Raw genomic sequence first — 20,208 nt, forward strand, 5'->3', positions numbered from 1 at the left:
CACCTCTGGCAGACTGTGGATCCCGTGGGCCTCAACCTGGGAATCGTCGGACTGCCGAATGTCGGCAAATCGACTCTGTTCAATGCGCTGACGCGCAACAACGTGCTGGCGGCGAACTATCCGTTCGCGACGATCGAACCCAACGAGGGCGTCGTCCCACTACCCGACCCCCGGCTCGACAAGCTGGCCGAACTGTTCTCCTCGGAGAAGACGGTGCCGGCGCCGGTGACGTTCGTCGACATCGCGGGCATCGTGAAGGGCGCCTCGGAAGGGGCCGGGCTGGGCAACAAATTCCTGGCCAACATCCGCGAGTGCGATGCGATCTGCCAAGTGGTGCGGGTGTTCGCCGACGACGACGTCGTGCACGTCGACGGCAAAGTCGATCCGAAATCCGACATCGAGGTGATCGAGACCGAGCTGATCCTCGCCGATATGCAGACCCTCGAGAAGGCCGTCCCGCGGTTGGAGAAGGAAGCCCGCACCCACAAGGACCGCAAGCCGGTGCTGGGTGCGGCGGTGGCGGCGCAGGAGGTGCTCAACGCCGGCAAGACGCTGTTCGCGGCGGGCACCGACGTCAGCCTGCTACGCGAGCTGAACCTGATGACTACCAAACCGTTCCTGTACGTCTTCAACGCCGACGAGTCGGTGCTGACCGACGAGGCGCGCAAAGCCGAGTTGCGCGAGCTGGTGGCCCCCGCCGATGCGGTGTTCCTCGACGCGAAGATCGAAGCCGAACTGCAGGAGCTCGACGACGAATCGGCGGCCGAACTGCTCGAATCGATCGGGCAGACCGAGCGGGGTCTGGATGCCCTGGCCCGGGCGGGTTTCCACACGCTGAAGTTGCAGACCTACCTCACCGCCGGGCCGAAAGAGGCGCGGGCGTGGACGATCCACCGGGGCGACACCGCACCGAAGGCGGCCGGCGTCATCCACACCGACTTCGAGAAGGGCTTCATCAAGGCCGAGATCGTGTCGTTCGACGATCTGGTCGAGGCCGGGTCGATGGCGGCGGCGAAGGCCGCGGGCAAGGTCCGGATGGAAGGTAAGGACTACGTGATGGCCGACGGCGACGTGGTGGAGTTCCGGTTTCAAGCAACGTCTGGCCAGCAGCCGAAGAAGTAGTGCCGTGCCTCTCCCCGAACCCACCCGTTCAGAAGTTGTGAGCTATGCACTCGCCGACTTGGCGGGCGACCTCGACTGGCACGTCAACTACTTCGAATTCATTGGCGATTCTGATCTGCGTAGTCGCCTCGGACAGGAGTTCTACGCTGCGAGATGCCTGTACAAGCTCTGGGAAGGGCTGAGAATTGACGAGCAGTGGGCGAGCCAGGCGCAGGTGCAGTTGCAGGTTCAGCAGTATGCCTCGATCTACGAGGCGTCTGTCCATCACCTTCTGTTTGTAGAAGCAGCCGACGAACCGATAGTTCAACGCCTCAATGAGTACCGTGCGCTGGTCGAACGGCCGTTACCGGGCCACATTATGGACCGCATTCGTCGCCTCGAGGATGACGACGCCAACGACATAGTCGGGGCGGTAATGGCGACGCGCCGCGCGCAAGAGTCGAAAGTCCGGTTCGATAGCAAGGTTGCGGCGGCGGTGGAGCTTGGAATTCTTGACGAGTCCCTCGGGAGTGAAATTAAAGGCTTCTACACGGCCCGGAACTACATCCACATCCACGCGGAGATCCGCCATAAGGATTTTGATTGGCAGGTCTCGTTCGCGCGCGACGCCTATCGACGCATGCAGCCCTTCAAATCTCAGGTTTCGTCCTGGCTTGCGAAGCGGGCATGATCAAAGTCAACCGCCATGTGTGTACAGAGCGGAACGTCGCGGAGTTCCGGTTCGGAACGACGTCTACATCGAAAGCCAAGGCCTAGTCACCCCAGCCGAAGGTGCGACCGCCGGGTCGAGGGCGGACTACAGCAACCGACTGCGACGTTATGTCAGATGCGTCGATCAAGATGGCGTCAGAAGCGCGCCTAAACCTCGCGACGGCTCTGCCGGGCGACCGCGTTCGACGCGCTCCGAGGGCGGTTGTTTCCGCCGTCGTCGTTGTTGATCAGAACGGGGTAGACACTCACTATGGATACGGTGTGGTCACGGTTGCAGGCCATTGTCCGGTGGGTGCTGGGCGCGTCGTCGCCGCCACCGACGGTTCCCCCTAGTGTCCATCCGATGACTACGGCCACTGTCCCTGTGACATCCGACTTGGCGGAGTTCGAAGCTGTGGGCGGTCGCGGCCAACGGTTCGAGCCCACTTTGGAGCGCGAACTCGACGCTGACCTTCGAGTGCTCGCCGGTGGACTCCCTGGGGCGAGTGAGGGTTTGCTCGGAGTTGTTGAGTTTCAAGGACCACGCGGGGTACCGGACCTCCTGGTGATGACGCGGGGTCTCGCGGCCCTCGAACGCCGCCTCGACAACGGTGCCCCCTTCATCGAAGGTCTCGCCGACTGCGCCGTACTCGCCGCCCTCAACGTCAAGCGACCGACGACGAGCGATACCGTCGCGTCGGTTACGGGGATGAGTCTGGAGCAAGTAGAGCGCAGATTGAGGGCTCTGGCTCAGGTTGGTGTGGTGATGACCAGCAGCCTCGGCTTCTGCCGCCGCGCTGATCTCGAACCGATTGGTCGAACCTACGCGTTCGAGGCCAAGGTTTCGGACTGGCGTCGCGGCCTGGATCAGGCGCTGCGCTATTCAGCGTGGTGTGATGCGTCGTCTTTGGTACTCCTCCGGCCACCGGCAGACATGGGGAGTCTGATCGCACGCTGCAACGAGTTGGACATCGGCCTTGCGGTCCGTGACGAGTGGGTGCGAAGGCCACGCCTCGGGAAGCCGCAGCGTGCTCTTCGCCTCGCCGCGTCGGAGCGGCTGGCCCGCCAAGTCAGCCGCTTAGAGGTCAAGCCCTTCGCCCACGGCGTAGGCGTCTAGCACCGACCTCATCGCGGTGCACCAAACCGCCTTGTCCCGGTTGCCTACCGACGGGATCGCCGCAATGAGCGCGTCGAATTCGGTTGCGGCTCCGATATACCGATCTCTCAGCAACTCGAACCGCTGCTGGCTGGACTGTTCGGCGTTGAGAGCCGAGACGACGGCCGACAACTGCGCCAGATGATGTACCCGCTCTTCGCCGTCGGTTCGAGGCATTGGGCCGCCTCGGATGCGCGCAGCACGCTCGGGGTTCCACCGCACGATCTGGTCAGCGGTGTCCCGGCGCAGCACGGCGTGCAGCGCCCCCTGCGTCACATATGCCGCAGGGCGACGAATGCCCCCCGAGTCAAGCCGGAACGAACTCGGGTCAAAGGTTCTGTGCGCACGGTGCCAGCCGGTCCCAATGGTGTCGGCACCGGCTGCAACAGCGGGCAGACCGGCGTAGTCCGAATAGCAGACGATGACCCTCGACCGCAGCGACAGCGACCGCACAGTTCGACACAGCCCCTCGAACGCCGGGACGTCGTTCACATCGGGGAGCGAATCGAGCACAATCTCGTTGGCGACGGTCAACACCCAGACCGGCGCACGCAGGGCAACAAGCGTTCCGACGTAGGCGTCAAGATCAGCGCCCGCCGCCCAGAACGACCGGGTGCCGACCAACGACTGCCAAGACGTGTCGGTGATACCCCGAGCGATGCGAGCGAGTTCGAGCGCGGTCGGAACTTCGGAACCCAACGGCGACGACAACTGCACCGTCGGGGCGAGGAAGGGCGCCGACAAGACACTTTGGCGCTGAAAGACGCGCTCAACGTGGTCTAGATACTCGGCGGCGGTTGTCAGCGCCGGAGTCGGGTTCGGCCACAACTCCCACTGATCGTAGAAGTCGAGCTTGTTGGTCGTCGCCAGCATCCGGGCGTGGGTCATGGGGTCGAAGATGAAGTACCCGTTGAGGTCGTCCATGTCGGCTGCGAGCGTCGATGCACTCGGGTTTCGCTCTTGCGACACCCGAGGAGTTGAGAACGGGTTGACGACGACGCCACTCGCGAACCCGGCCTGTACCGCTTCTCGCGACCACTTGCGGTGTCCGCCTGCGCGGCCATCGTGGAGCAACACGCCGCTCATGACGTGGCTCCACGAGCGGCGATCGCCTCGGCGAGTTCAACTCCGTCGAGGAACCGCCGTGCGGGTTGCCGATTCAGGCAGCGGTTGACGATCGACGCGAGTTCGTCGGTGATGTCGCTTCGAAGCGCCGCTACGTCCGGGCAGGACTCCGTACGGAGTCGATTGTGGTAGTCCGCTTCGTCGGCGCCGGGGGCGACCGGGAGTGTTGCGGTGAGTGCGGCGTAGGCCAGGATGCCCACGGCGAAGATGTCGCTCGCTGGCGTCGGTCGACCACCGGGCACATGCTCCGGCGACATGAACCCGAGGGTGCCGGGCTGGAACTGTCCGGTCAACGCCGTTTTCGCGAGGTGCTTCGCCAGGCCTGGGTCCATCAGAACGTATCGTCCGTCGTCCGTCTTGCGCACGTTGCCGGGCGACAGATCGCGGTGAACGACTTCGAGTTCGTGGCACGCGGCCAGCCCTGCGGCAAGGTCGGTGAGAAGCGCCCAGACGTCATCCTCGCCCCAGGGCGCTCGGAGCAGCGGCGTCAGGTCGCTGCCCGTCAGGCGCTCCTCTGCCCAGCAGATCGCTTCCGGACGATCGCCGATCTCGACCGCTTCGGTGAGCAGCGGAACGACGTTCGGCGAGGACACCGCTGCCAGCACATCGACCTCGCGATGGGCGCGTTCGACAACGGTGTCGGCGGTCGGTCCGTCGGGTACCAGGACAATCTTCGCCACCGCTGGAGCCCCGGCCAGTTCTCCAGCCAGCACGATCTTCTGCCCGCCGCTCGTCAGCACCGTGGCGTTGTCGAGCCCGAGTCGACCCGGCACATCATCAATGATTCGCTGAATATCCTGTGCGTCCACCAATTGCTCCCCGAACCGTTTTGCCATGCGGGCGTCCGCAAGCCGCAGACGTCCCCCGGTCGGACAGTGTACGGAGGGGCACCGACAATGACGGGTAAGCGAGCTACCCGCCGATCGTGCGACGCATCCAGGCGGGCGGTGGAGTACCCCGTCCTTCGCGCATCCGGTGAGCGGTGTCGAGAGGTGACGCGAAGCCCCATTGCTGGCCGATCGAGTGGACCAGCACGTCGTGCGCGACGACGACGGCGGCAAGGCTGTCGGGCTGGTGCTGTCCGACCTGCCAGGTGACCGCCGCCTGTTCGAGGTCGGGCAGGTACCCCGCGATGCGCGTGGTCCCAGTCTCCAAGCCCTGCAGCAGCGCCGCCGACCGTGCCAGCGCATCACCGCCGCCGCGCCCGCTGCCCTTCGGAGGCCAGGTGGTCACCTTGATCGGGTGCGTCGTGGCGGTTCGGCGCAGTGCGTGTTTGACTACGCGCTGGTAGGTCTCGCGTGCAGCGAAGCCCTCCACCGCGATCTCCGACGCGCCGACGTCGACGGCCAGACCAACAGCGGCCCTGGCCCATTGGTCCGATGTCATCGGCGCGGACACGTCGGAGATCACCGCCACCACGCCCTCGCGAGTCAGCGACGCCGCCACGATGCCGCAGCTGTCACCCGAGCCGGAGTCGGCGGGGTCCACACCAACGACGGTCTTGGTCGGTGCAGTCGGTGCTGCAGGCAACCGCCACTGATCGAGCCAGGCACGCTTGACCAGCCCGCCCTCGGGAGCGGCGGGCACGCCCTGATACAGGGCATACCAGGCACATTCGCCGACGCTGCGGCGGATCGCGGCGAACTCGGCAACGGTGTAGCCGAGCGCCGAGGTCATCACCACGCCTGACTCGCGGCCCAGCGCGTCGGGGATGCCCGCCTCGGCGACGGCGGGAATGTTGACATGGGTCCAGACGTCGGGCTCGTCGCGCAGCAGGGTGCCTGCGAGGTCGTCGGGATGCCACCGGGTCATCACCAGCACCACGGAGCCGCCGGGATGCACGCGAGACATCAACGTCGACCGGAACTCGTTGATCACTCGGCGACGGTGAGCAGCGGAGTCGGCCTCGCTCTGGTCCTTCACCGGGTCATCCACCAGCAACAGGTCGGCACCGAACCCCGTCGCGCCGGAGTTGATGCCGCCCGCGAGCAGACCACCGGCGTGACCGTCGACCCGCCAGCGCCCCACCGCCGTCTTATCGGGGGAGAGCCGGTACCCGAGCAGGTCGGCGTGTTCGGCGATCATCGCCCGCGCCTCGCGGCTGTGGTCCTGGGCGAGTTCGTCGCTGTAGGAGGCGAGGATGATTTGGGCGTCGGGATTGCGCCGCAGCGCGTCGACCACGCCGACCCGCGACACCAGCACGCTCTTGCCGGTGCGGGGCGGGGTGGTGATGACGTAGCGCCGCCCCGGTTGGGTGATCGCGTCGCTGATCACGTCGGAGATCAACTCGATGGCCGGGGTGATGCGGTAGTTGCGCACGATGCGGCGGGCGAGTTCGGTAGGGCTGGTGGGCTTTTGCCGGCCTCGGCTCGCCTGCTGGACGCGGATTGCCGCGAGTCGGGTCGGGTCGGCGGTCGTGGTGCTCACGCGGCGCTCCTCTGCTTCGGGACGAATCCGGCCTGCTCGGCGGTCCACAGGTCGGTGCGCACCCACGGATGGCCGCAGCTGTCGCACCGGTACTCGCAGACCAGCCGCCGACCGCCGTGCCAGGTGATCGAGGTCGGCTCGGTGAGCGCCGCCAGTCGAACCGGGCGGTCTGCCTGGTCGCCCGCCGGGTTGCAGTGCGGGCAGTAGTCGGGCAGGTAGTCGGTGCGGCGGTCGCAGGGCTGGCGCTCGATGGTGATCACAGGTGTCTCCTCGGTGGTGCTTTTCGTCAGTGTTGATCGAGCGGCCCGACCGCCACGCCGCCGAGGCTCGGCGTGGTGATCGGTGAGTCAGGCGGCGATCGGCGGCACGCGCCGCAGACCGGCCTTGAGGCTGGCGAGTTGGCTGCTGCTGAGCCCACCGCCGTCGGTGATGCCCAGCGCCTTGCACACGTCGTCGTGGGTCGCCTCGCCGGTGTGGTGAATCGTCTTGGCGAGGTTGATCACGGCGGGCCACGCACGTTCGAGCAGCGGCGGCACGGTCCGCCGCGCTTCCGCCTTGGTGTCGCCGTAGCCGTACACGTCCGCCGACGCGGCAGACGCGCAGATCGCCCGATGGTCGCCGTGACCGCTGCCGCGCATCAGAGCCTGCATCGTGCGCTGGGAGGGGTGACGGCCTTCGAGCCACCGCGCCTCGCCAAACGGTCCCGCATAGGCGATGGACGGCGAACTGGTCGGGGGTATCTCCTCGAACGTGGTCACGCCGTCCACGCCCCACACGCGGCTGTTGGTCATCACCGCCGAGCGGACGATGCCGCCGAGCAGCGCCCCGGCGACAGCGTGAGAACTCTCGTGAACGGCGATGCGCAGGCCCATCTTGTCGCGGTCGGTGAGGTCGGCCCACGTCAGCGGGCGGCGGGTGTTGGTCATGTTCGGCCCTTTCTAGCCATTACAGGTCATTACAAATTGCGTCTCGGTGGACGCCGGGGCGATCGGCACATAGCTCAGATCACCGCCCCGGCGCCACCTTGGAGACCGCCGGAAAAGTGTTATCACCGAACAGCTTCGAGTGATTCCGCTTCCGAGCCTTCTGGTCGCGGGCGTCGGCACGCTCTGCGGCGGCGTGCTGGTGCTCGGCGATGCAGGGCGCGCAGGTGTAGCCCCAGACGCTGCCCTTCCACTGCCAGCACGGACCGTTGCACGACCGGCAACGCGGGCCGCGATAGGTGCTCATCGAATCGTGTCCTCTCGGGCTGTGTCGGTCAGACGTCGATGCCCAGCGCGGCCAACTCGGCGCGAGGATCGACGGCGGTCTTGGTAGGGGAGGCGGGGCGCTCGGCAGCGGTGACGACCGCACGCTCAAGCGACAGCGCGGCCCGGTCGACGGTCTCGCGTAGCAGGCCTTCGAGCCGGTCGGAGCGTGACGCCTGGCCGCGCAGCGCGGGCGCGCCGGGCGGGAACGCCCGCGCCAGCAGGTCGCCCAGCGCGGCGTCGATCGGCTCGACCATCTCGATCAGCGCCGCCACCCATGAGCCGTCGGCGATCATCTCGTCGGTGATCTCCGGCAGCGCCGGGCGCGGGGCGAGGTCAATCAGCGTCGTCATCGCGTACCGGCGCTTGCCTTCGTCGTCGGCCAGGTGCGCCGTCTTGGAGCGGGCGTCGTGCTCGGCGAGCCAGCCGGTGACGGTGCCCGCCGCCTCATGCGCCGCGTCGGCGAAGGCGAGCACCTGCCGTCGCAGCTGCAGCGGAGCGGGCTGGGCGGCGACCCGAGCGGCCAGCGGCCCGGCGACCTCCGCGACCTCGCGGCGCAACGACCAGTCGCCGTCATGGACGACGGGCAAATGAGCGCGACGACGGCGGCGAACTTCGGCCTGCTTCATGGCGAGGCGTCCTCTCGACGGGCGGTGCGGTTTACGTGCCGGGGCGGATGGTGCGAGCGGCGTGCCGCGCATCGCGATCACGCGGGCACCGCCGTCCGCAGCCGCGCCGCGAGGGCGTCGGCGTGAGCGGGATCGAGCCCTCCGGCCTCGGCGTCGATCACGCGGCGGCAACGCCAATAGCTCAGCGCCGCACGGCAAGCCGCGACGGCGGGATCATCGTCGTCGCGTCCATGCGCGAGGTACGCAGCCAGCCGCCCCGACCACTGCGCCGGGGTCAACGCCGTCGGATCAGCAAGAACGATCATGCTTTGCATAACACCGACGCTACGTGGCTACGGTGCAGCGGAGCGGGAAGCTGAGGCGTCGAAATCACCTGCGGTATAACAAGTTAACCCAATCGCATCACGACTTCGTCGGCGAACTAGTCGCGGATCGGGGCAGGTCAGTTCCGCATATTGGCGAAGGGCCGCACTCCGTAGCGGTCGCGGAACTGAGCAATCATCTCCGTCTCGGTCTTCGGCGCGTCGGTGTCGGGTGTCATGCGCCAGCCGACCAGGAGCGCGTCGTGATCAGCCAGCTGCCAGATGCGGCGACCGCCGGAGTGGCCGATCGGCTCGCCTGCACCGAATCGGCGGTACTCATCGAGCCGCTTGCGCAGCCCACGTCTGCCAGTGCTGCCGAGGCTGGCCTTGCCGATGTAGACGATTCGGGTGCCGGGCACCCACAGCGCCTGCAGTTCGGCAACCGGCACCGTCGGATCTTTGCCCTTGAAGTGACCGGCAGGTGAGACGTTGAGAAACTCAGGCGGGTCGTCACTGGGCCGCACGACGACGTACACGCCCGGCCCGGTGGGTACGTCGGCGTCGGGCAACGCCGCAAAGGGCACCCACCCGCTAAAGCCGCTGAGGTCGACTGGCTCGGTTGTCATGGCAGCTCCCTCGCCTGTCCGGCGAGTAGGTTGCCGATCACTGCTTCGAGCCGGTGGTCGGTCATATCGCTCACGCGCAGCGCCTTCGGTCCGATTGACTCGTCGGTGTAGAAGTAGAGCGCCCGCGTGCCGTTTGCGTGCTTCTGTTGCGCCAGATGGCGCGCCGTTTCGATCGGGAACAACCACACGCTGTCGGTCGACATATCGACGCATGCCAGCCATTGCGCCGGGGAGTCGTCGGGAAAGCCCCAACTGACGAGCAGTTTGCCCTTGCCGCCAGCAGGCTTCGGGACGGCGTTCGTCTTGACCTGGATCGTCGCCGCTGCATGGTGCCCCGGCACGTACATCACCAAGTCAATGCCAGAGTCGGTCGTGAGGCGGGCGCTGTCGATGCCGAGCTTGAGCAACTGATATTGCACCAGTAGCTCACCGGCAGCGCCGATAGCCTGTGTGCCCAGCGTGACCGCTGCCATCTCAGGCCGCCTCGTCGGTCAAGTTGCTCATGCACCAGACGCTAGCTCGGCTGCAGTCCGCCCTGCCAAACCTCACCGTTCCACGTCGGTGAACAGGTCGGGCTCAGGCTCAGGGGGATCGTCCGCGTGGCTGATCTTGAACCCGAAGTGGGTGTCGCAGCTGAGCAGAGCGTCGTCCCTGGTGAGCAGTCGCTGACAACCCCACTCGTCAGCGGTTGCGAGCACCGCCGCATCGGAACCCTTGAGGTTGTGACGCACAGCTAATTCGGCGGCGCGCCGCGCCGTGCGCTCCGACATCTCGGCCACCACGAAGTTTGAGCTTCTGATCCAGTCAGTCGCCGCTTTCACGCGTTCGGCCCGCACAGCCGCCGGCAATTGCGTACCGCGAACACTCCCCGTCCCGGCAATTTCTGCTATCACGATGGCCGGGAGCACGACGGTGTGCCGGTCGCCGTGGCCCTCAAGGAGGTACTGCGCCTGAGCGGCCAGGCGTGCGTCCTCATCTAGAAGCAGGTCGAGGACGATGCAGGTGTCGACCGCTACGCGTTTCAATTGGTCAGCCACGCTGCGACCTCACCCAGTCGACCGGATCAAGACCATCGGTCCACCCCCGCCCGAGTAGTCCGCGACCGTCGCTGGCCCTCGTTGCCTCGGCGGGTGCGACGGGCTCGATCCCCTCGACGGTGACGTGGACGATCTTGTCGGTGGCGTCGCGTGCGACCTCGCCCCACACCTCGACCTCGCTCTCCAAATGCTCGCGAATGAGCGGCGCGATCTCGGCGGAGAATCGGAGGTCGATCGTGTCGCCGGTATGCACGTTGCGAAGGCCCGCAGTGCGGCGGCTGCGCGGCGCGTCGTTGGTGTAGCGGTAAAGGGTTCCCCGAACGGCACCGAGGGACCGCGACGACGGTTCGAGCGCAGCTTGGGCGTTGTCGCGCAGGGCGCTGTCGATTGCCGACACTGCATCGCCCAAGCGAAGGCTGATGCTGTCGACGCCACGCAGCCCGGCCACACCACCCAGATTGGCGACCGCCTGCAGCGAGTCGCGTCGCCAGCCGGTGGGCACTGCGGGCGATTGCCGGAGTTCTTCGAGGCCGTTACGCAGGAATTCAACCGACGCGCCGGTTACCGCCATCGAGATGTGGGCGCTGCCGCCATGCAGGTCGGTGAGAACCAGCCGTGCGGTACCGCCGAGTGCCAGGCTTTGAACCAGGTTCTCGACTTGAGTGATGGCATCAGCGACGGCACGCGGATCTAACGCCTCGCCTTCGAGGTCGACCGTAATGTCGCTGTCGCCAGCCATGCCACCCTCACCCTTCGTGACTGGTGGGATCAATGATGCACCAGATTATGCGCGGGGGTACCGACTCAGACGCTGTCGGCGAGGTAGCGGTACAGGGTCGCCCGGCTTACTCCGACGGCGGCGGCGATCGTGGGCACCGGCTCGCCGCTGTCACGCATCCGGCGGGCGAGCGCGGCCTTGTCGGCGTCGAGCGCCTTGGGCCGACCGATCGGCATGTCACGCGCCTTGCGCGCCGCCCGCGACGCCGCCCGGCGTTCGCGCTGCAACTCAAGCTCAAGCTCAGCCAGCGACGCCAGCACGCCCGCGATCATCCGCCCGGTCTCGTTGGAGGTGTCGATGCCCTCGCGCAGCGACCGGAGCGTGATGCCGCGCTCGGCGAGGTCGCGAACCGTCAGCATCACCTCGGCGGCGTTGCGCCCGAGCCGGTCGATGCCGACGACCACGATGGTGTCGCCCTCGCGGGCGTAGTCGAGGACTGCGGCCAGCCCGGCGCGCTGCTCGCGGGTCGAGGTGCCGGTGAGTTTGTCGCTGTAGACCCGAGTGGGGTCGACTCCGGCGGCGGTGAGCGCGTCGGTCTGAGCGTCGAGCGACTGGTGCCCGGTGGACACGCGGGCATAGCCGAGCAGTTGGCCTGCGGCCGGGGCGGCGGTGGCGGTGGTCATGACCGAAACTCTATCTCGAAAGTCGGCGCGCCGCCATTTTGATACGAGACAACTTTCAAGACTGGCGACCAGCATCAGCGCGCTTGATCGGCGCTGTCGCCGCCACCGTCTTGAAACTAAAGAACTGAGACACCCTCAAAGGGATCTTCTGCAGCGAACGAACTACCACGTCGGACTATCTCAAAACTTGTTTCAAAAACGGCGTCTCATATTGACATGGTATGAGAGTTTTGCGACAGTTGCCGCATGGTCGCCAGCACTGCTCCCGCCAACACCGGAACCGTCCTCGGCTACGCCCGTGTCAGCACCGGCCACCAGAGCCTCGACCAGCAGGCCGACGCCCTGGATGGCGCGGGTGTCAATCCGGACCGCATTTACTCGGACAAGCTGTAGGGGATGTCCACACGTGAGCAGCGGCCCGGTCTCGCCGCCCTCCTGGACTACGCCCGCGAAGGTGACACCATCGTGGTTGTCGGGATAGATCGCCTCGGCAGGAACGCTGCCGAAGTCATGTCCACCATCCGCGAACTTGGTGAGCGCGGCATCGTCCTGAGGAGCTTGCGAGAGGGCATCGACACCTCGAACGCTGCCGGGCGCATGGTCGCAGGCGTGCTGGCCAGCCTGGCTGAACTTGAACTTGAACTTGGCCGCGAGCGTCGCGCAGCCGCCCGTGAAGCACGTAAGGCGCGCGGACAGGCCATCGGACGGCCCAAAGCCCTCGACGCGCAGAAGACCGCACTGGCGCAACGGATGCACGCGGCAGGGGAACCTGCCACCACCATCGCATCAGCCTTGGGGGTGAGCCGAGCCACGGTGTACCGGGTCCTCGCCCAAGAAAGCAACACGTAGCCCGACCCCCTGGGGGGTATCCCGATGGGCACCCCCGCGCCGGCCTCGGACTGCCAGCGTCCCATCTCTCTCCGAAATTGTCCGTTAACGCACCCAACGTCGCAGACCACCACAAACGCCCAGCAACGAGTTCCGGTTGAAGAAACGTCTCGTCAACAGAGGAAATGCTGGCCCAAGGCTTTGCGTGGCCAGTACGATCCGGCCGCATGGGGGGCAATGAGTGGGATGGGTTTATTGGAGCGATTCTTGGCGTGATTGTCGGCGGTTTGGTCACGTTGGGAACCACAGTCCTAATTGAGCGCACGAAGTGGAAGCGTGAGGCGAGTGCGCGCTGGGAAGGACGTGTGGTCGAGGCCCTGGTGGCCTATGCAGCTGCGCTCAAAATGCAGTCGAGGATGTGTCTGCGAATATCGGGCAGCTACTGGCCAACCATGACGAGCAATCCCATCGCGGCTCACGAAGGTGCGATCGAAATCGCGGAGTACGAGGACGAGCGGTCAGTGCAGTTCGAGAAGGTGCTGCTCTTGGCGGGACCAGAGGTTGTCGCCAAGGCTCGCAATTGGCAGGAGTCAGTATGGGCGCTCCACACCATCCAAGACGGGCCGAGTTCGATTTCCAAAGATGATTTTGACAAGAGGCTGGACAAGGCACGTCGGTGTCGTGACGAGTTCTACAACAGCGTGCGCACGGAACTAGGACTGGAATTGTTGCCGTCGACCCCAACACGCGCCTCGCCCGACGACCCCGCTTGGCGCTCGCCCGCCTAATGGCCGAGCAGAGTCCGGCGGCGACGGCGAAAGTTTTGCGGGCGAGCGTCCGTCGCAACACAATCCCTCACTACATGGTAAGGACGATCCCGACCGATGGCCTATCCCACGCTCGCGCTTCACCTGCTTATATCTGCGCCTGCGGACGTGCCGCTCAGCGACATGGCGGTAATCCGCAAGACGATCAGCCAGTGGAATCTCAACCTTGGGCGCGCGGTCGGGTTGACCGTGTTGCCTGTCTCCTGGACTGAGCACGCTGTCGCTGAGTTCGGCGAGCGACCCCAGGCGATCCTGAATCAACAGATCGTGGAGGAGGCAGACCTTGCCGTCGCGCTCTTCCACGACCGCCTGGGGACGCCGACCGGAGAAGCGGAATCCGGGACGGCTGAGGAGATTCAGGTACTCGTCGAGGCCGGGAAATCAGTGGCTGTGCTGGTGAACGCTACTCCGCGCCCGCCTCTCGACGGCCAGGCGCTGGACGAGAGGCAGCGGCTCAGCGCCTACCTGAAGGACCTGCGGAAGACCGCGCTCGTCTTCGAGTACGCCAACGCGGGCGATCTCATCGGACAGGTGAACAATTTTCTCAGCCGTGCAACGGCGCAATTCCAGCAGTCGGTCGAGTCCTCGAAGAACGCCGAGCCGGATGGTCTGGATCCCTCTGAGGGAGTGTGGCCCCGCGTCGAGGTACGCGAGAGCGTCCGAACCGACAACAGAGGACGCGTCAGGACGCAACGCCACTGGTCGCTGGTGCTCCACAACACTTCCCGCGGCCCAGCGTTAGACGTCGACTTCTCGTTCCTGAACGTGCCGGAAAACGCCCTCTTCCAAGTGCACCGCGAGGACGGCCCGCTCGGCACCATACCTCCCGGTCAGGAAGCACGTTTCCCTCTGTTGCTGGCCATGGGATCGCCAGACGCAGTGGAGTGCGTCGTCACGTGGACCGACGCCGCCGGTAACCCCCGCGAGACGAGGGCTACCGTCCGGACCTGACCTCGTGGAGTTCCGGTTCCAAGCGAGGGGGTCAGCTTGGTGCTGGCGTACCAGTTGCAGCCTTTCGTCGTGCAAGAACATCCGCTGTCCGCTTGTGTGGCACCCCGGTCCGCAGTGCGTCCGCAGTAGCTCAGGCATCCGTCGAAACCCGCATCACATAACCAACGGTTTGACCTGCGTATTCTTAACGCACCCAACGCGGCAAACCCCCGCAAACGCCCAGCAAGGAGTTCCGGTTCAACGTCTAGGCAACAGACAAAGGAGTAACCGCAGGCGCGGAAAGTGGCCCGCCACTATGGTGCGGGCAATGAGCAGGTTCCTGGCGATCTTCCATGGCGCGGCAGATGAAGCGGACAAATCCGAAATCACCGCGCAACAGCAGTCGGAATTCATGAGTGCGTGGGCCGCGTGGGCAGAGTCGCATCAGAGCGCCATTGTCGACCCTGGCGCACCGCTGAACGCCAAGAAATCAGTGACAGCGCAGGGCTCCGAAGACTTTACCGACAGCATGACTGGATACACGATCGTAGAGGCGGAATCACACGACGAGGCGGTCAAGATCTTCGCTGAGCATCCGCATCTCCGGTTCTTCTCCGGCAACTCGATCGCAGTTCTCGAATGTCCGCTGCCGCCCAGTTAGACCTGTCGTCCCCCTGACATGACTGGTCTTGACGTGGTGGAGCTCCGGTTCAACGTGTGATGCTTACCCGAGCGTAAGGTCCAGGCTGAGAGCATCACCACGCATATATCCATCGTGACGCTGTCAGCCCGACATCGTGTTTGCTCCCGTTAGCGGCATACGTTCATCGGCCACGGAATGCGGAGGAAATCCGCTCAGACGTGGAGGAGTAGGGGTGACTGACCTCGTCGTCTTCGGAGCCAACGGTCCCACCGGCCGACTGGTCGTCCGACAGGCCTTGGCTGCCGGTCATCACCTTGTCGCTGTGACTCGCAAGCCCGCTGAGTTCCCTTTGCGGTCACGGCGTCTCGACGTGGTCACCGCGGACGTGACCGATCGCGATGGCGTCGACAGAGCGCTCGCAGGGGCGGACGCGGTCATCTCGACCTACGGTGTGCCCTACAGCAGAACCGAGATCACGGTCTACTCGGAAGGCATCGCCAACATCACCCAGGCGATGACCAGCCGCGGCGTGGAACGCCTGGTGTGCGTCAGCTCGACCACAGTGGCGACGGAGGATGCTCCCGGCGATTCACTCCTCTGGCGCAGAGTCGTCGGTCCGTTGCTGCGCAACAAACTCGGCCGCACGCTGTATGACGACATGGAACGTATGGAACGCATCGTCCAGAGGAGCAGCCTCGACTGGACGATCGTGAGGCCTGGTGGATTGTTCAACGTGGCCGGACCCACCGCCGACTACGAGGTCGGTTCCCCACGGCTCTCCGGTCACGTCACCTCTCGTGCCGACCTCGCCGACTTCCTGATCAAAGAGGCGACCGAGCCGCTGCACTCGCGGGCGATCGTCGAGGTCATCACCCGGTCGGCGCGCCCATCGCCACTGACTTTCCTCAAAGAGGCCTTCGGCGCGAGCTAGCTCGGTTGAAGCGAACGGCGACGGGGTCGCCGTTCGCTTCAACGTCTGGGCGAGTGGGGCTGCTGGTCCGCACGGATCGAAGTGACTCGGCAAGGCCGTCGAGCCGCGGATGATCCTGAGCGCCGCGGCTCGTCGTCACGCCGAGATGACATGTCGGAGTGCGCCCCTATCGTGTTCCTTCCCCGCCGAAAACGCGGCGGCACCCGAAGGAGTCCAGCCGGATGAAGTTCGTTTCGACCCGCATCATCACCGCCGACGTGAAGCGGCTGGTCGCGTTCTACGAGGCGGTCACCGGAGTCACCGCCGTCTGGGGGAATGAGCTGTTCGCGGAGATCGCCACAGACGTCGGCACGCTGGCCATCGGCAGTGACGAGACCGTCGCCCTCTTCGGCGCCGGATCCGCCGAGCCGGCGGCCAACCGCACCGCGATCCTCGAGTTCCTCGTAGCCGACGTCGACGCCGAGTACGCGCGGCTGCGCGAGCAGCTGACCGACGTCGTGACCGAGCCGACGACGATGCCATGGGGCAATCGCGCGTTGCTGTTCCGGGATCCGGAGGGAAACCTGGTCAACTTGTTCACGCCGGTTTCGCTCGAGGCCCGGACGAAGTTCGGCGTCTGACGGTGCAGAGGGGATCGAGATGAGCGGCGGCCTGGTTTCGATCTACCGCGACTATCTGGCGTGCCTGAACGCGCGGCGGTGGGATCAACTCGGGCGATTCGTCGCCGAAGACGTGAGCTACAACGGGCAGACCCTCGGCTTGTCCGGATACCGGTCGATGCTCGAGGCCGACGTTCACGCCGTACCCGACCTGCGGTTCACCCCGCAGCTCCTGCTCGCCGACGCCGACGTCGTCTCCTGCCGGTTGTTCTTCGAGTGCACGCCGCAGCGGACGTTCCTGGGTATCGAGCCGACCGGCCGACGAATCGCCTTCGCCGAACACGTCTTCTACCGCTTCGACGGACGGCGTATCGCCGAGGTGTGGTCGTTGATCGACAAAGACGCTGTCCGCCAGATTTCTTCGTCCACGGGATAGGGTGGTCCCATGGCCGGTGACGGCCGGACCGATGCGGACGGCGACGTGGAGCACCGCGAGGACCGTCTCGCGTTGCGCGAAGAGGCCGTGCAGCGCCGCGAGTCGGTCGCGGACGAACGCGACCGGGTCGCCGATGAGCGCGACCGCATCGCCGATGACCGCGAGCAGGCCGCGGACGACCGAGAACGGCGAGCGGACCTGCGCGAGGGCGCGCCCGCCCAGCGCGAGCGCGAGCGCCTGGAACGCGAGGACGAGCGGGCCGAGCGGCAGCGGGCCGAAGACCGGCGGGAGAGCGCTGAGATCGCGCGCGCCGTCGCCGAAACCCGGCGCCGCACCGAGGAGACGCACCGAAACCCGAGCGTGCCGCGGCCGTGACCACAGCGCAACGACGACCCAGCACGCTCGTCGACATGGTGGACGCGGTGTATCTGGTGGCGGCGATCCTGTGGATCGCGGTGGTGGTGGGCGCCGCGGGCACGGCGGTGTGGTTCGGCCTCAAGCTGCGCGCCCGGCGCCGCCGCGCCCAGCGGCTGCTTGCGCTGGTCCGGCTCCCGGTCGCGCTGATGCTCGCCACCGCGACCAGGCGGCGCTGATGCTCGCCCGCCGGATCACGACCAATCTGCGGGTCGAGGACATCGAGGCTGCCAAGGACTTCTACCGCGGCTTCCTGGGCCTGCGCACCGAGGAGTTCAACCTGGGCTGGGTCGCGCGGTTCACCTCACCGGAGACCGGCGCCCACGTGCAACTGGTCACCGCGGACGCGACGGCGCCGCAGGACTCCGTGATGTCGGTGCACACCGACGATGTCGACGCTGCCTACGACGAGGCCCGCCGGCTGGGCTACGAGATCGTCCACCCGTTGATCACCGAGGCGTGGGGTGTGCGCCGATTCCTGGTCCGGGCGCCCGACGGGAACGTCGTCAACGTCGTCGCCCACCGGGACTGACGTCGATGAACGAGATCACGAAGATCATGGACAGCAGCGTGAAAATGGCCATCGCCGAGAGCAGATCACCCCACTGGAACGGGAACAGCACCCCGTCGATCGACAGCACCAGCACGGTCTCGATGACCCCGAACACGAAGAAGAACCACCCGAACAGCGCCCGCGAATACGCCTGGTGCAGCGCGGTGCGACGCAACTCCACCATCAGGGTGAGCAGCAGAAGCGGCAGGATCTGCGCGAGAGCCGACGCCGTCGGGCCGTCCATCACGATGATCTTGAAGGTGGTCGGGACCCCCATAGCGGCCAGACCCTAGCAGGAGCAGCTGGCAGTTTCGTCGTCCCGCCGCACCGGGTATGCCCTGCCCACCGGACAAAGGAGACTTCCCGTGAGCGGCAGCAACAAGGCGAAGAACAAGATCGACCGGCTCAGCGGTAAGGGCAAGGAGATCCTCGGCCGGGTGACCGGCGACCGGGCGCTCGAGGACGAGGGTCGCGGTGACCAGTCCCTGTCACACCTCAAGGACGCCGGCGAGAAGGTCAAGGACGCTTTCCGCCGTTAGCAGGACTGTCCGCGGTCAGTCCGCGACGACGCCGATCTCGCCGCCGAGTCGGTGCGGGGCGGTCAGCGGCAGGGCGTCACCGCTCCAGAATTTCCCCGGGTCGAACCAGTTGTCGTGTTTCTCGGTACTGAGCAGACCCATCTCCTCGTAGGTGATGGCGACGGTCTCCGCGCAGTAGGCGGTCTGCAGACCGGCCCGGGTGCGCTCCCGACGCCGCTGCGCCGATTCGCGCACCCTGCGGTGCACGTAGGGGATGCCGCGGGTGACATCGCTGACAGTCGGCATTCGGCCCCGCAGCCAGCGGCCGGTGAGCCGCGCCGTGGTCGGGAACGGGGTCCCGTCCATCCGGGCGATCACCCGCAGCATCTGGTCCTCCTGTTCGCGGGTCACCGCGGGGGTGAGCTGACGCAGCCAGCAGCGCTGGCCGTAGCTCGTCGTCCATCGCTGGACGACCTGGCGCGCATCGTTGAGCTGCACGCCGCGATGGTGGTCGCCGGTCCACAGATCCAGCAGTTTGTCGCCGAGTTCCGCGTGCCAGATCAGCGGCGGCAGGTCGTCGATCGCGACGGTCATCCCGACGTGGTTGACCGGGGCGTTGGTCAGCGTCTGGATCGCCCGATCCGGCCCCGACCCGCCGCGGAACAGCCACACGTCCCCGGTGCGGGTCTCCTCGAGTGCCCGCGCCAGCGGCACCGTGTTCGCGTCCACCTGCGCAGCTTAGGCACACTCTGATCATGCGCAGCGTGTGGAAGTGGGTCGGACTGGCCGGTGTCGCCGGCGTCGTCGCCGGTGGGGCGCTGGTCGCGCGTGACCAACGGCGCCGCCGCGCCTACACACCAGACGACATCCGCACGCGCCTGCACCAGCGCCTCGCCGAGGCCGACGGGGCGCGGACCCAGTCCACCTAGCCGGTCACGGCGAAGACGCGGTGGGTTCCCCTGAACCCCTTGAGCTCCACCTCGCGGCCCTCGTCCACGCCGATGCCGTCACGATCGGCCACCGCGTCGCGCACCGACTCGCTGATCAGAATCTCCCCGCCCTCGGCCTGCGCGGCGATCCGGGCGGCCAGCGCCACATTGCGGCCGAACAGGTCTTCGCCGCGCACCACGGACTTGCCCACGTGGATGCCGATCCGGACGCGCATCCCGTTGGGCCGTCGGCGCAGGGAACGTTGCAGAGCCAGGCCACAGCGCACCGCCTGCTCCGGCGCGGCGAAGGCCACCATGAACCCGTCGCCCTGACTCTTGATGACGTGTCCGTCGTTGTCCTCGACGAGGCGCTGCACCACCCGCGCGTGCCGGCCGATCAAACGGGCCCACGCGCGGTCGCCGATCCGGTTGTTCAGCGTCGTCGAATCCTCGATGTCGGAGAACATGATCGCCAGCCGGCCGTCGGGCGCCAGCCGCGCCAAGTCCGGTCGCTCGACCTCGAACCAGTCGGCCAGGTCTTCGATCGAAGAGCGAAGTGCGCCGCCGAACCCTTTCTCGCGGACCAGGTTCGCCGTCTCCCAGAGATTCTTGACCGCTTCTCGTCCACCGGACAGCAGCATGGTGCGGGTGTCGACGCGCCCGCGCAGTTCGTCGGCTTCCCGACGGCTACGGGTCAGCAGCACCCACAGCACGCCCAATCCCACCGCCTCGGCCAGTGCGACGGCGGCCAGCACATAGGCGGCGATCTCGGCTCCGGTCACGGCCCAAGTATCGACTGCGCGGTGCGGGCGCGGCGCCCGCCCCTGGCAAGATCGCG

Annotated in this window: 30 protein-coding genes and 1 pseudogene; 15 read left to right on the plus strand and 16 right to left on the minus strand. The window is 66.4% G+C overall.

What is annotated here, in order from left to right; translation table 11 throughout:
- Positions 1 to 24: 24 nt before the first annotated feature.
- The 3 genes from ychF to ACN27E_RS24130 all read left to right on the plus strand — a co-directional run bounded on the left by ychF (position 25) and on the right by ACN27E_RS24130 (position 2,929).
- Positions 25 to 1,122: a redox-regulated ATPase YchF gene (gene ychF / locus ACN27E_RS24120; protein WP_422745360.1), complete on the plus strand. Its 1,098-nt coding sequence runs from the start codon at positions 25 to 27 to the stop codon at positions 1,120 to 1,122.
- Between the two features lie 4 nt (positions 1,123 to 1,126).
- Positions 1,127 to 1,792 (plus strand): hypothetical protein, encoded by a 666-nt coding sequence (locus tag ACN27E_RS24125; protein ID WP_422745362.1) that lies wholly within the window; start codon positions 1,127 to 1,129, stop codon positions 1,790 to 1,792.
- 588 nt (positions 1,793 to 2,380) lie between these two features.
- Positions 2,381 to 2,929, plus strand: a complete 549-nt coding sequence (locus tag ACN27E_RS24130) for a hypothetical protein (RefSeq protein ID WP_422745364.1) — start codon at positions 2,381 to 2,383, stop codon at positions 2,927 to 2,929.
- On the opposite strand, the gene ACN27E_RS24135 is transcribed toward ACN27E_RS24130, so the two are convergent.
- The 13 genes from ACN27E_RS24135 to ACN27E_RS24195 form a co-directional block, all read right to left on the minus strand.
- Positions 2,891 to 4,054 (minus strand): hypothetical protein, encoded by a 1,164-nt coding sequence (locus tag ACN27E_RS24135; protein ID WP_422745366.1) that lies wholly within the window; start codon positions 4,052 to 4,054, stop codon positions 2,891 to 2,893. The genes ACN27E_RS24130 and ACN27E_RS24135 overlap by 39 nt on opposite strands.
- On the minus strand, positions 4,051 to 4,902 hold the full coding sequence (locus ACN27E_RS24140; protein WP_422745369.1) for a serine/threonine-protein kinase: 852 nt from the start codon (positions 4,900 to 4,902) through the stop codon (positions 4,051 to 4,053). The genes ACN27E_RS24135 and ACN27E_RS24140 overlap by 4 nt, the downstream gene beginning before the upstream one ends.
- Positions 4,903 to 5,005: 103 nt before the next feature.
- Positions 5,006 to 6,520 (minus strand): terminase large subunit domain-containing protein, encoded by a 1,515-nt coding sequence (locus ACN27E_RS24145; protein WP_422745371.1) that lies wholly within the window; start codon positions 6,518 to 6,520, stop codon positions 5,006 to 5,008.
- Positions 6,517 to 6,780, minus strand: coding sequence for a hypothetical protein (locus ACN27E_RS24150; RefSeq protein ID WP_422745373.1), 264 nt, complete (start codon positions 6,778 to 6,780; stop codon positions 6,517 to 6,519). Before ACN27E_RS24150 ends, ACN27E_RS24145 begins: the two co-directional genes overlap by 4 nt.
- 87 nt (positions 6,781 to 6,867) lie before the next feature.
- Complete coding sequence (locus ACN27E_RS24155) at positions 6,868 to 7,446, minus strand: hypothetical protein (protein ID WP_422745376.1); 579 nt, start codon at positions 7,444 to 7,446, stop codon at positions 6,868 to 6,870.
- Positions 7,447 to 7,525: 79 nt separating this feature from the next.
- A complete protein-coding gene (locus ACN27E_RS24160) occupies positions 7,526 to 7,750 on the minus strand; it encodes a hypothetical protein (RefSeq protein WP_422745378.1) in 225 nt (74 codons plus the stop codon).
- Between the two features lie 28 nt (positions 7,751 to 7,778).
- The gene (locus tag ACN27E_RS24165) at positions 7,779 to 8,396 is read right to left on the minus strand and encodes a hypothetical protein (RefSeq protein ID WP_422745380.1); all 618 of its coding nucleotides are present in this window, start codon (positions 8,394 to 8,396) and stop codon (positions 7,779 to 7,781) included.
- 77 nt (positions 8,397 to 8,473) lie between these two features.
- Positions 8,474 to 8,701, minus strand: coding sequence for a hypothetical protein (locus tag ACN27E_RS24170; protein ID WP_422745382.1), 228 nt, complete (start codon positions 8,699 to 8,701; stop codon positions 8,474 to 8,476).
- Between the two features lie 137 nt (positions 8,702 to 8,838).
- Complete coding sequence (locus ACN27E_RS24175) at positions 8,839 to 9,324, minus strand: hypothetical protein (RefSeq protein ID WP_422745384.1); 486 nt, start codon at positions 9,322 to 9,324, stop codon at positions 8,839 to 8,841.
- Entirely contained in the window at positions 9,321 to 9,797 is a 477-nt protein-coding gene (locus ACN27E_RS24180; RefSeq protein ID WP_422745386.1) for a hypothetical protein, read from the minus strand. Before ACN27E_RS24180 ends, ACN27E_RS24175 begins: the two co-directional genes overlap by 4 nt.
- Positions 9,798 to 9,869: 72 nt before the next feature.
- Positions 9,870 to 10,361: a type II toxin-antitoxin system VapC family toxin gene (locus ACN27E_RS24185; protein ID WP_422745387.1), complete on the minus strand. Its 492-nt coding sequence runs from the start codon at positions 10,359 to 10,361 to the stop codon at positions 9,870 to 9,872.
- Complete coding sequence (locus ACN27E_RS24190) at positions 10,354 to 11,100, minus strand: hypothetical protein (protein ID WP_422745389.1); 747 nt, start codon at positions 11,098 to 11,100, stop codon at positions 10,354 to 10,356. Before ACN27E_RS24190 ends, ACN27E_RS24185 begins: the two co-directional genes overlap by 8 nt.
- A 65-nt stretch (positions 11,101 to 11,165) precedes the next feature.
- Positions 11,166 to 11,762, minus strand: coding sequence for a recombinase family protein (locus tag ACN27E_RS24195; RefSeq protein WP_422745390.1), 597 nt, complete (start codon positions 11,760 to 11,762; stop codon positions 11,166 to 11,168).
- 246 nt (positions 11,763 to 12,008) lie between these two features.
- On the opposite strand from ACN27E_RS24195, the pseudogene ACN27E_RS24200 reads away from it, so the two are divergent.
- From ACN27E_RS24200 to ACN27E_RS24245, 10 genes and pseudogenes are all read left to right on the plus strand, one after another.
- Positions 12,009 to 12,611, plus strand: a pseudogene (locus ACN27E_RS24200) (recombinase family protein).
- A 206-nt stretch (positions 12,612 to 12,817) separates the two neighbouring features.
- On the plus strand, positions 12,818 to 13,378 hold the full coding sequence (locus tag ACN27E_RS24205; protein WP_422745392.1) for a hypothetical protein: 561 nt from the start codon (positions 12,818 to 12,820) through the stop codon (positions 13,376 to 13,378).
- Between the two features lie 96 nt (positions 13,379 to 13,474).
- The gene (locus ACN27E_RS24210; protein ID WP_422745393.1) at positions 13,475 to 14,368 is read left to right on the plus strand and encodes a hypothetical protein; all 894 of its coding nucleotides are present in this window, start codon (positions 13,475 to 13,477) and stop codon (positions 14,366 to 14,368) included.
- 307 nt (positions 14,369 to 14,675) lie between these two features.
- Entirely contained in the window at positions 14,676 to 15,008 is a 333-nt protein-coding gene (locus tag ACN27E_RS24215; RefSeq protein WP_422745395.1) for a hypothetical protein, read from the plus strand.
- A gap of 214 nt (positions 15,009 to 15,222) precedes the next feature.
- The gene (locus ACN27E_RS24220) at positions 15,223 to 15,921 is read left to right on the plus strand and encodes an NAD(P)-dependent oxidoreductase (RefSeq protein ID WP_422745396.1); all 699 of its coding nucleotides are present in this window, start codon (positions 15,223 to 15,225) and stop codon (positions 15,919 to 15,921) included.
- Positions 15,922 to 16,142: 221 nt separating this feature from the next.
- A complete protein-coding gene (locus tag ACN27E_RS24225; RefSeq protein ID WP_422745398.1) occupies positions 16,143 to 16,541 on the plus strand; it encodes a VOC family protein in 399 nt (132 codons plus the stop codon).
- 19 nt (positions 16,542 to 16,560) lie between these two features.
- Positions 16,561 to 16,956 (plus strand): ester cyclase, encoded by a 396-nt coding sequence (locus ACN27E_RS24230; protein ID WP_422745400.1) that lies wholly within the window; start codon positions 16,561 to 16,563, stop codon positions 16,954 to 16,956.
- Between the two features lie 9 nt (positions 16,957 to 16,965).
- The gene (locus ACN27E_RS24235; protein WP_422745401.1) at positions 16,966 to 17,331 is read left to right on the plus strand and encodes a hypothetical protein; all 366 of its coding nucleotides are present in this window, start codon (positions 16,966 to 16,968) and stop codon (positions 17,329 to 17,331) included.
- The gene (locus ACN27E_RS24240) at positions 17,328 to 17,549 is read left to right on the plus strand and encodes a hypothetical protein (RefSeq protein WP_422745403.1); all 222 of its coding nucleotides are present in this window, start codon (positions 17,328 to 17,330) and stop codon (positions 17,547 to 17,549) included. The genes ACN27E_RS24235 and ACN27E_RS24240 overlap by 4 nt, the downstream gene beginning before the upstream one ends.
- Entirely contained in the window at positions 17,549 to 17,902 is a 354-nt protein-coding gene (locus ACN27E_RS24245) for a VOC family protein (protein ID WP_422745404.1), read from the plus strand. Before ACN27E_RS24240 ends, ACN27E_RS24245 begins: the two co-directional genes overlap by 1 nt.
- Here the strand turns inward: ACN27E_RS24245 and ACN27E_RS24250 are convergent.
- The gene (locus tag ACN27E_RS24250) at positions 17,877 to 18,200 is read right to left on the minus strand and encodes a hypothetical protein (RefSeq protein ID WP_422745406.1); all 324 of its coding nucleotides are present in this window, start codon (positions 18,198 to 18,200) and stop codon (positions 17,877 to 17,879) included. The two genes, ACN27E_RS24245 and ACN27E_RS24250, sit on opposite strands and share 26 nt — an antisense overlap.
- Positions 18,201 to 18,288: 88 nt before the next feature.
- Between ACN27E_RS24250 and ACN27E_RS24255 the strand changes: the two genes are divergently transcribed.
- Positions 18,289 to 18,462 (plus strand): CsbD family protein, encoded by a 174-nt coding sequence (locus ACN27E_RS24255; RefSeq protein WP_422745407.1) that lies wholly within the window; start codon positions 18,289 to 18,291, stop codon positions 18,460 to 18,462.
- A 15-nt stretch (positions 18,463 to 18,477) separates the two neighbouring features.
- Here the strand turns inward: ACN27E_RS24255 and ACN27E_RS24260 are convergent, their stop codons facing one another.
- Positions 18,478 to 19,155: a guanylate cyclase gene (locus ACN27E_RS24260; RefSeq protein ID WP_422750083.1), complete on the minus strand. Its 678-nt coding sequence runs from the start codon at positions 19,153 to 19,155 to the stop codon at positions 18,478 to 18,480.
- Positions 19,156 to 19,196: 41 nt separating this feature from the next.
- Here ACN27E_RS24260 and ACN27E_RS24265 point away from each other — a divergent pair, with 41 nt between their 5' ends.
- Positions 19,197 to 19,370 carry a hypothetical protein gene (locus ACN27E_RS24265; RefSeq protein WP_422745409.1) on the plus strand — a complete coding sequence of 58 codons (174 nt, stop codon included), beginning with the start codon at positions 19,197 to 19,199 and terminating at the stop codon, positions 19,368 to 19,370.
- Here the strand turns inward: ACN27E_RS24265 and ACN27E_RS24270 are convergent.
- Entirely contained in the window at positions 19,367 to 20,152 is a 786-nt protein-coding gene (locus ACN27E_RS24270) for an adenylate/guanylate cyclase domain-containing protein (protein ID WP_422745411.1), read from the minus strand. The genes ACN27E_RS24265 and ACN27E_RS24270 overlap by 4 nt on opposite strands.
- Positions 20,153 to 20,208: the final 56 nt, after the last annotated feature.

It is taken from the genome of Mycobacterium sp. WMMD1722, assembly GCF_049315205.1.
In the GTDB taxonomy this organism is placed as follows: Bacteria; Actinomycetota; Actinomycetes; order Mycobacteriales; family Mycobacteriaceae; genus Mycobacterium.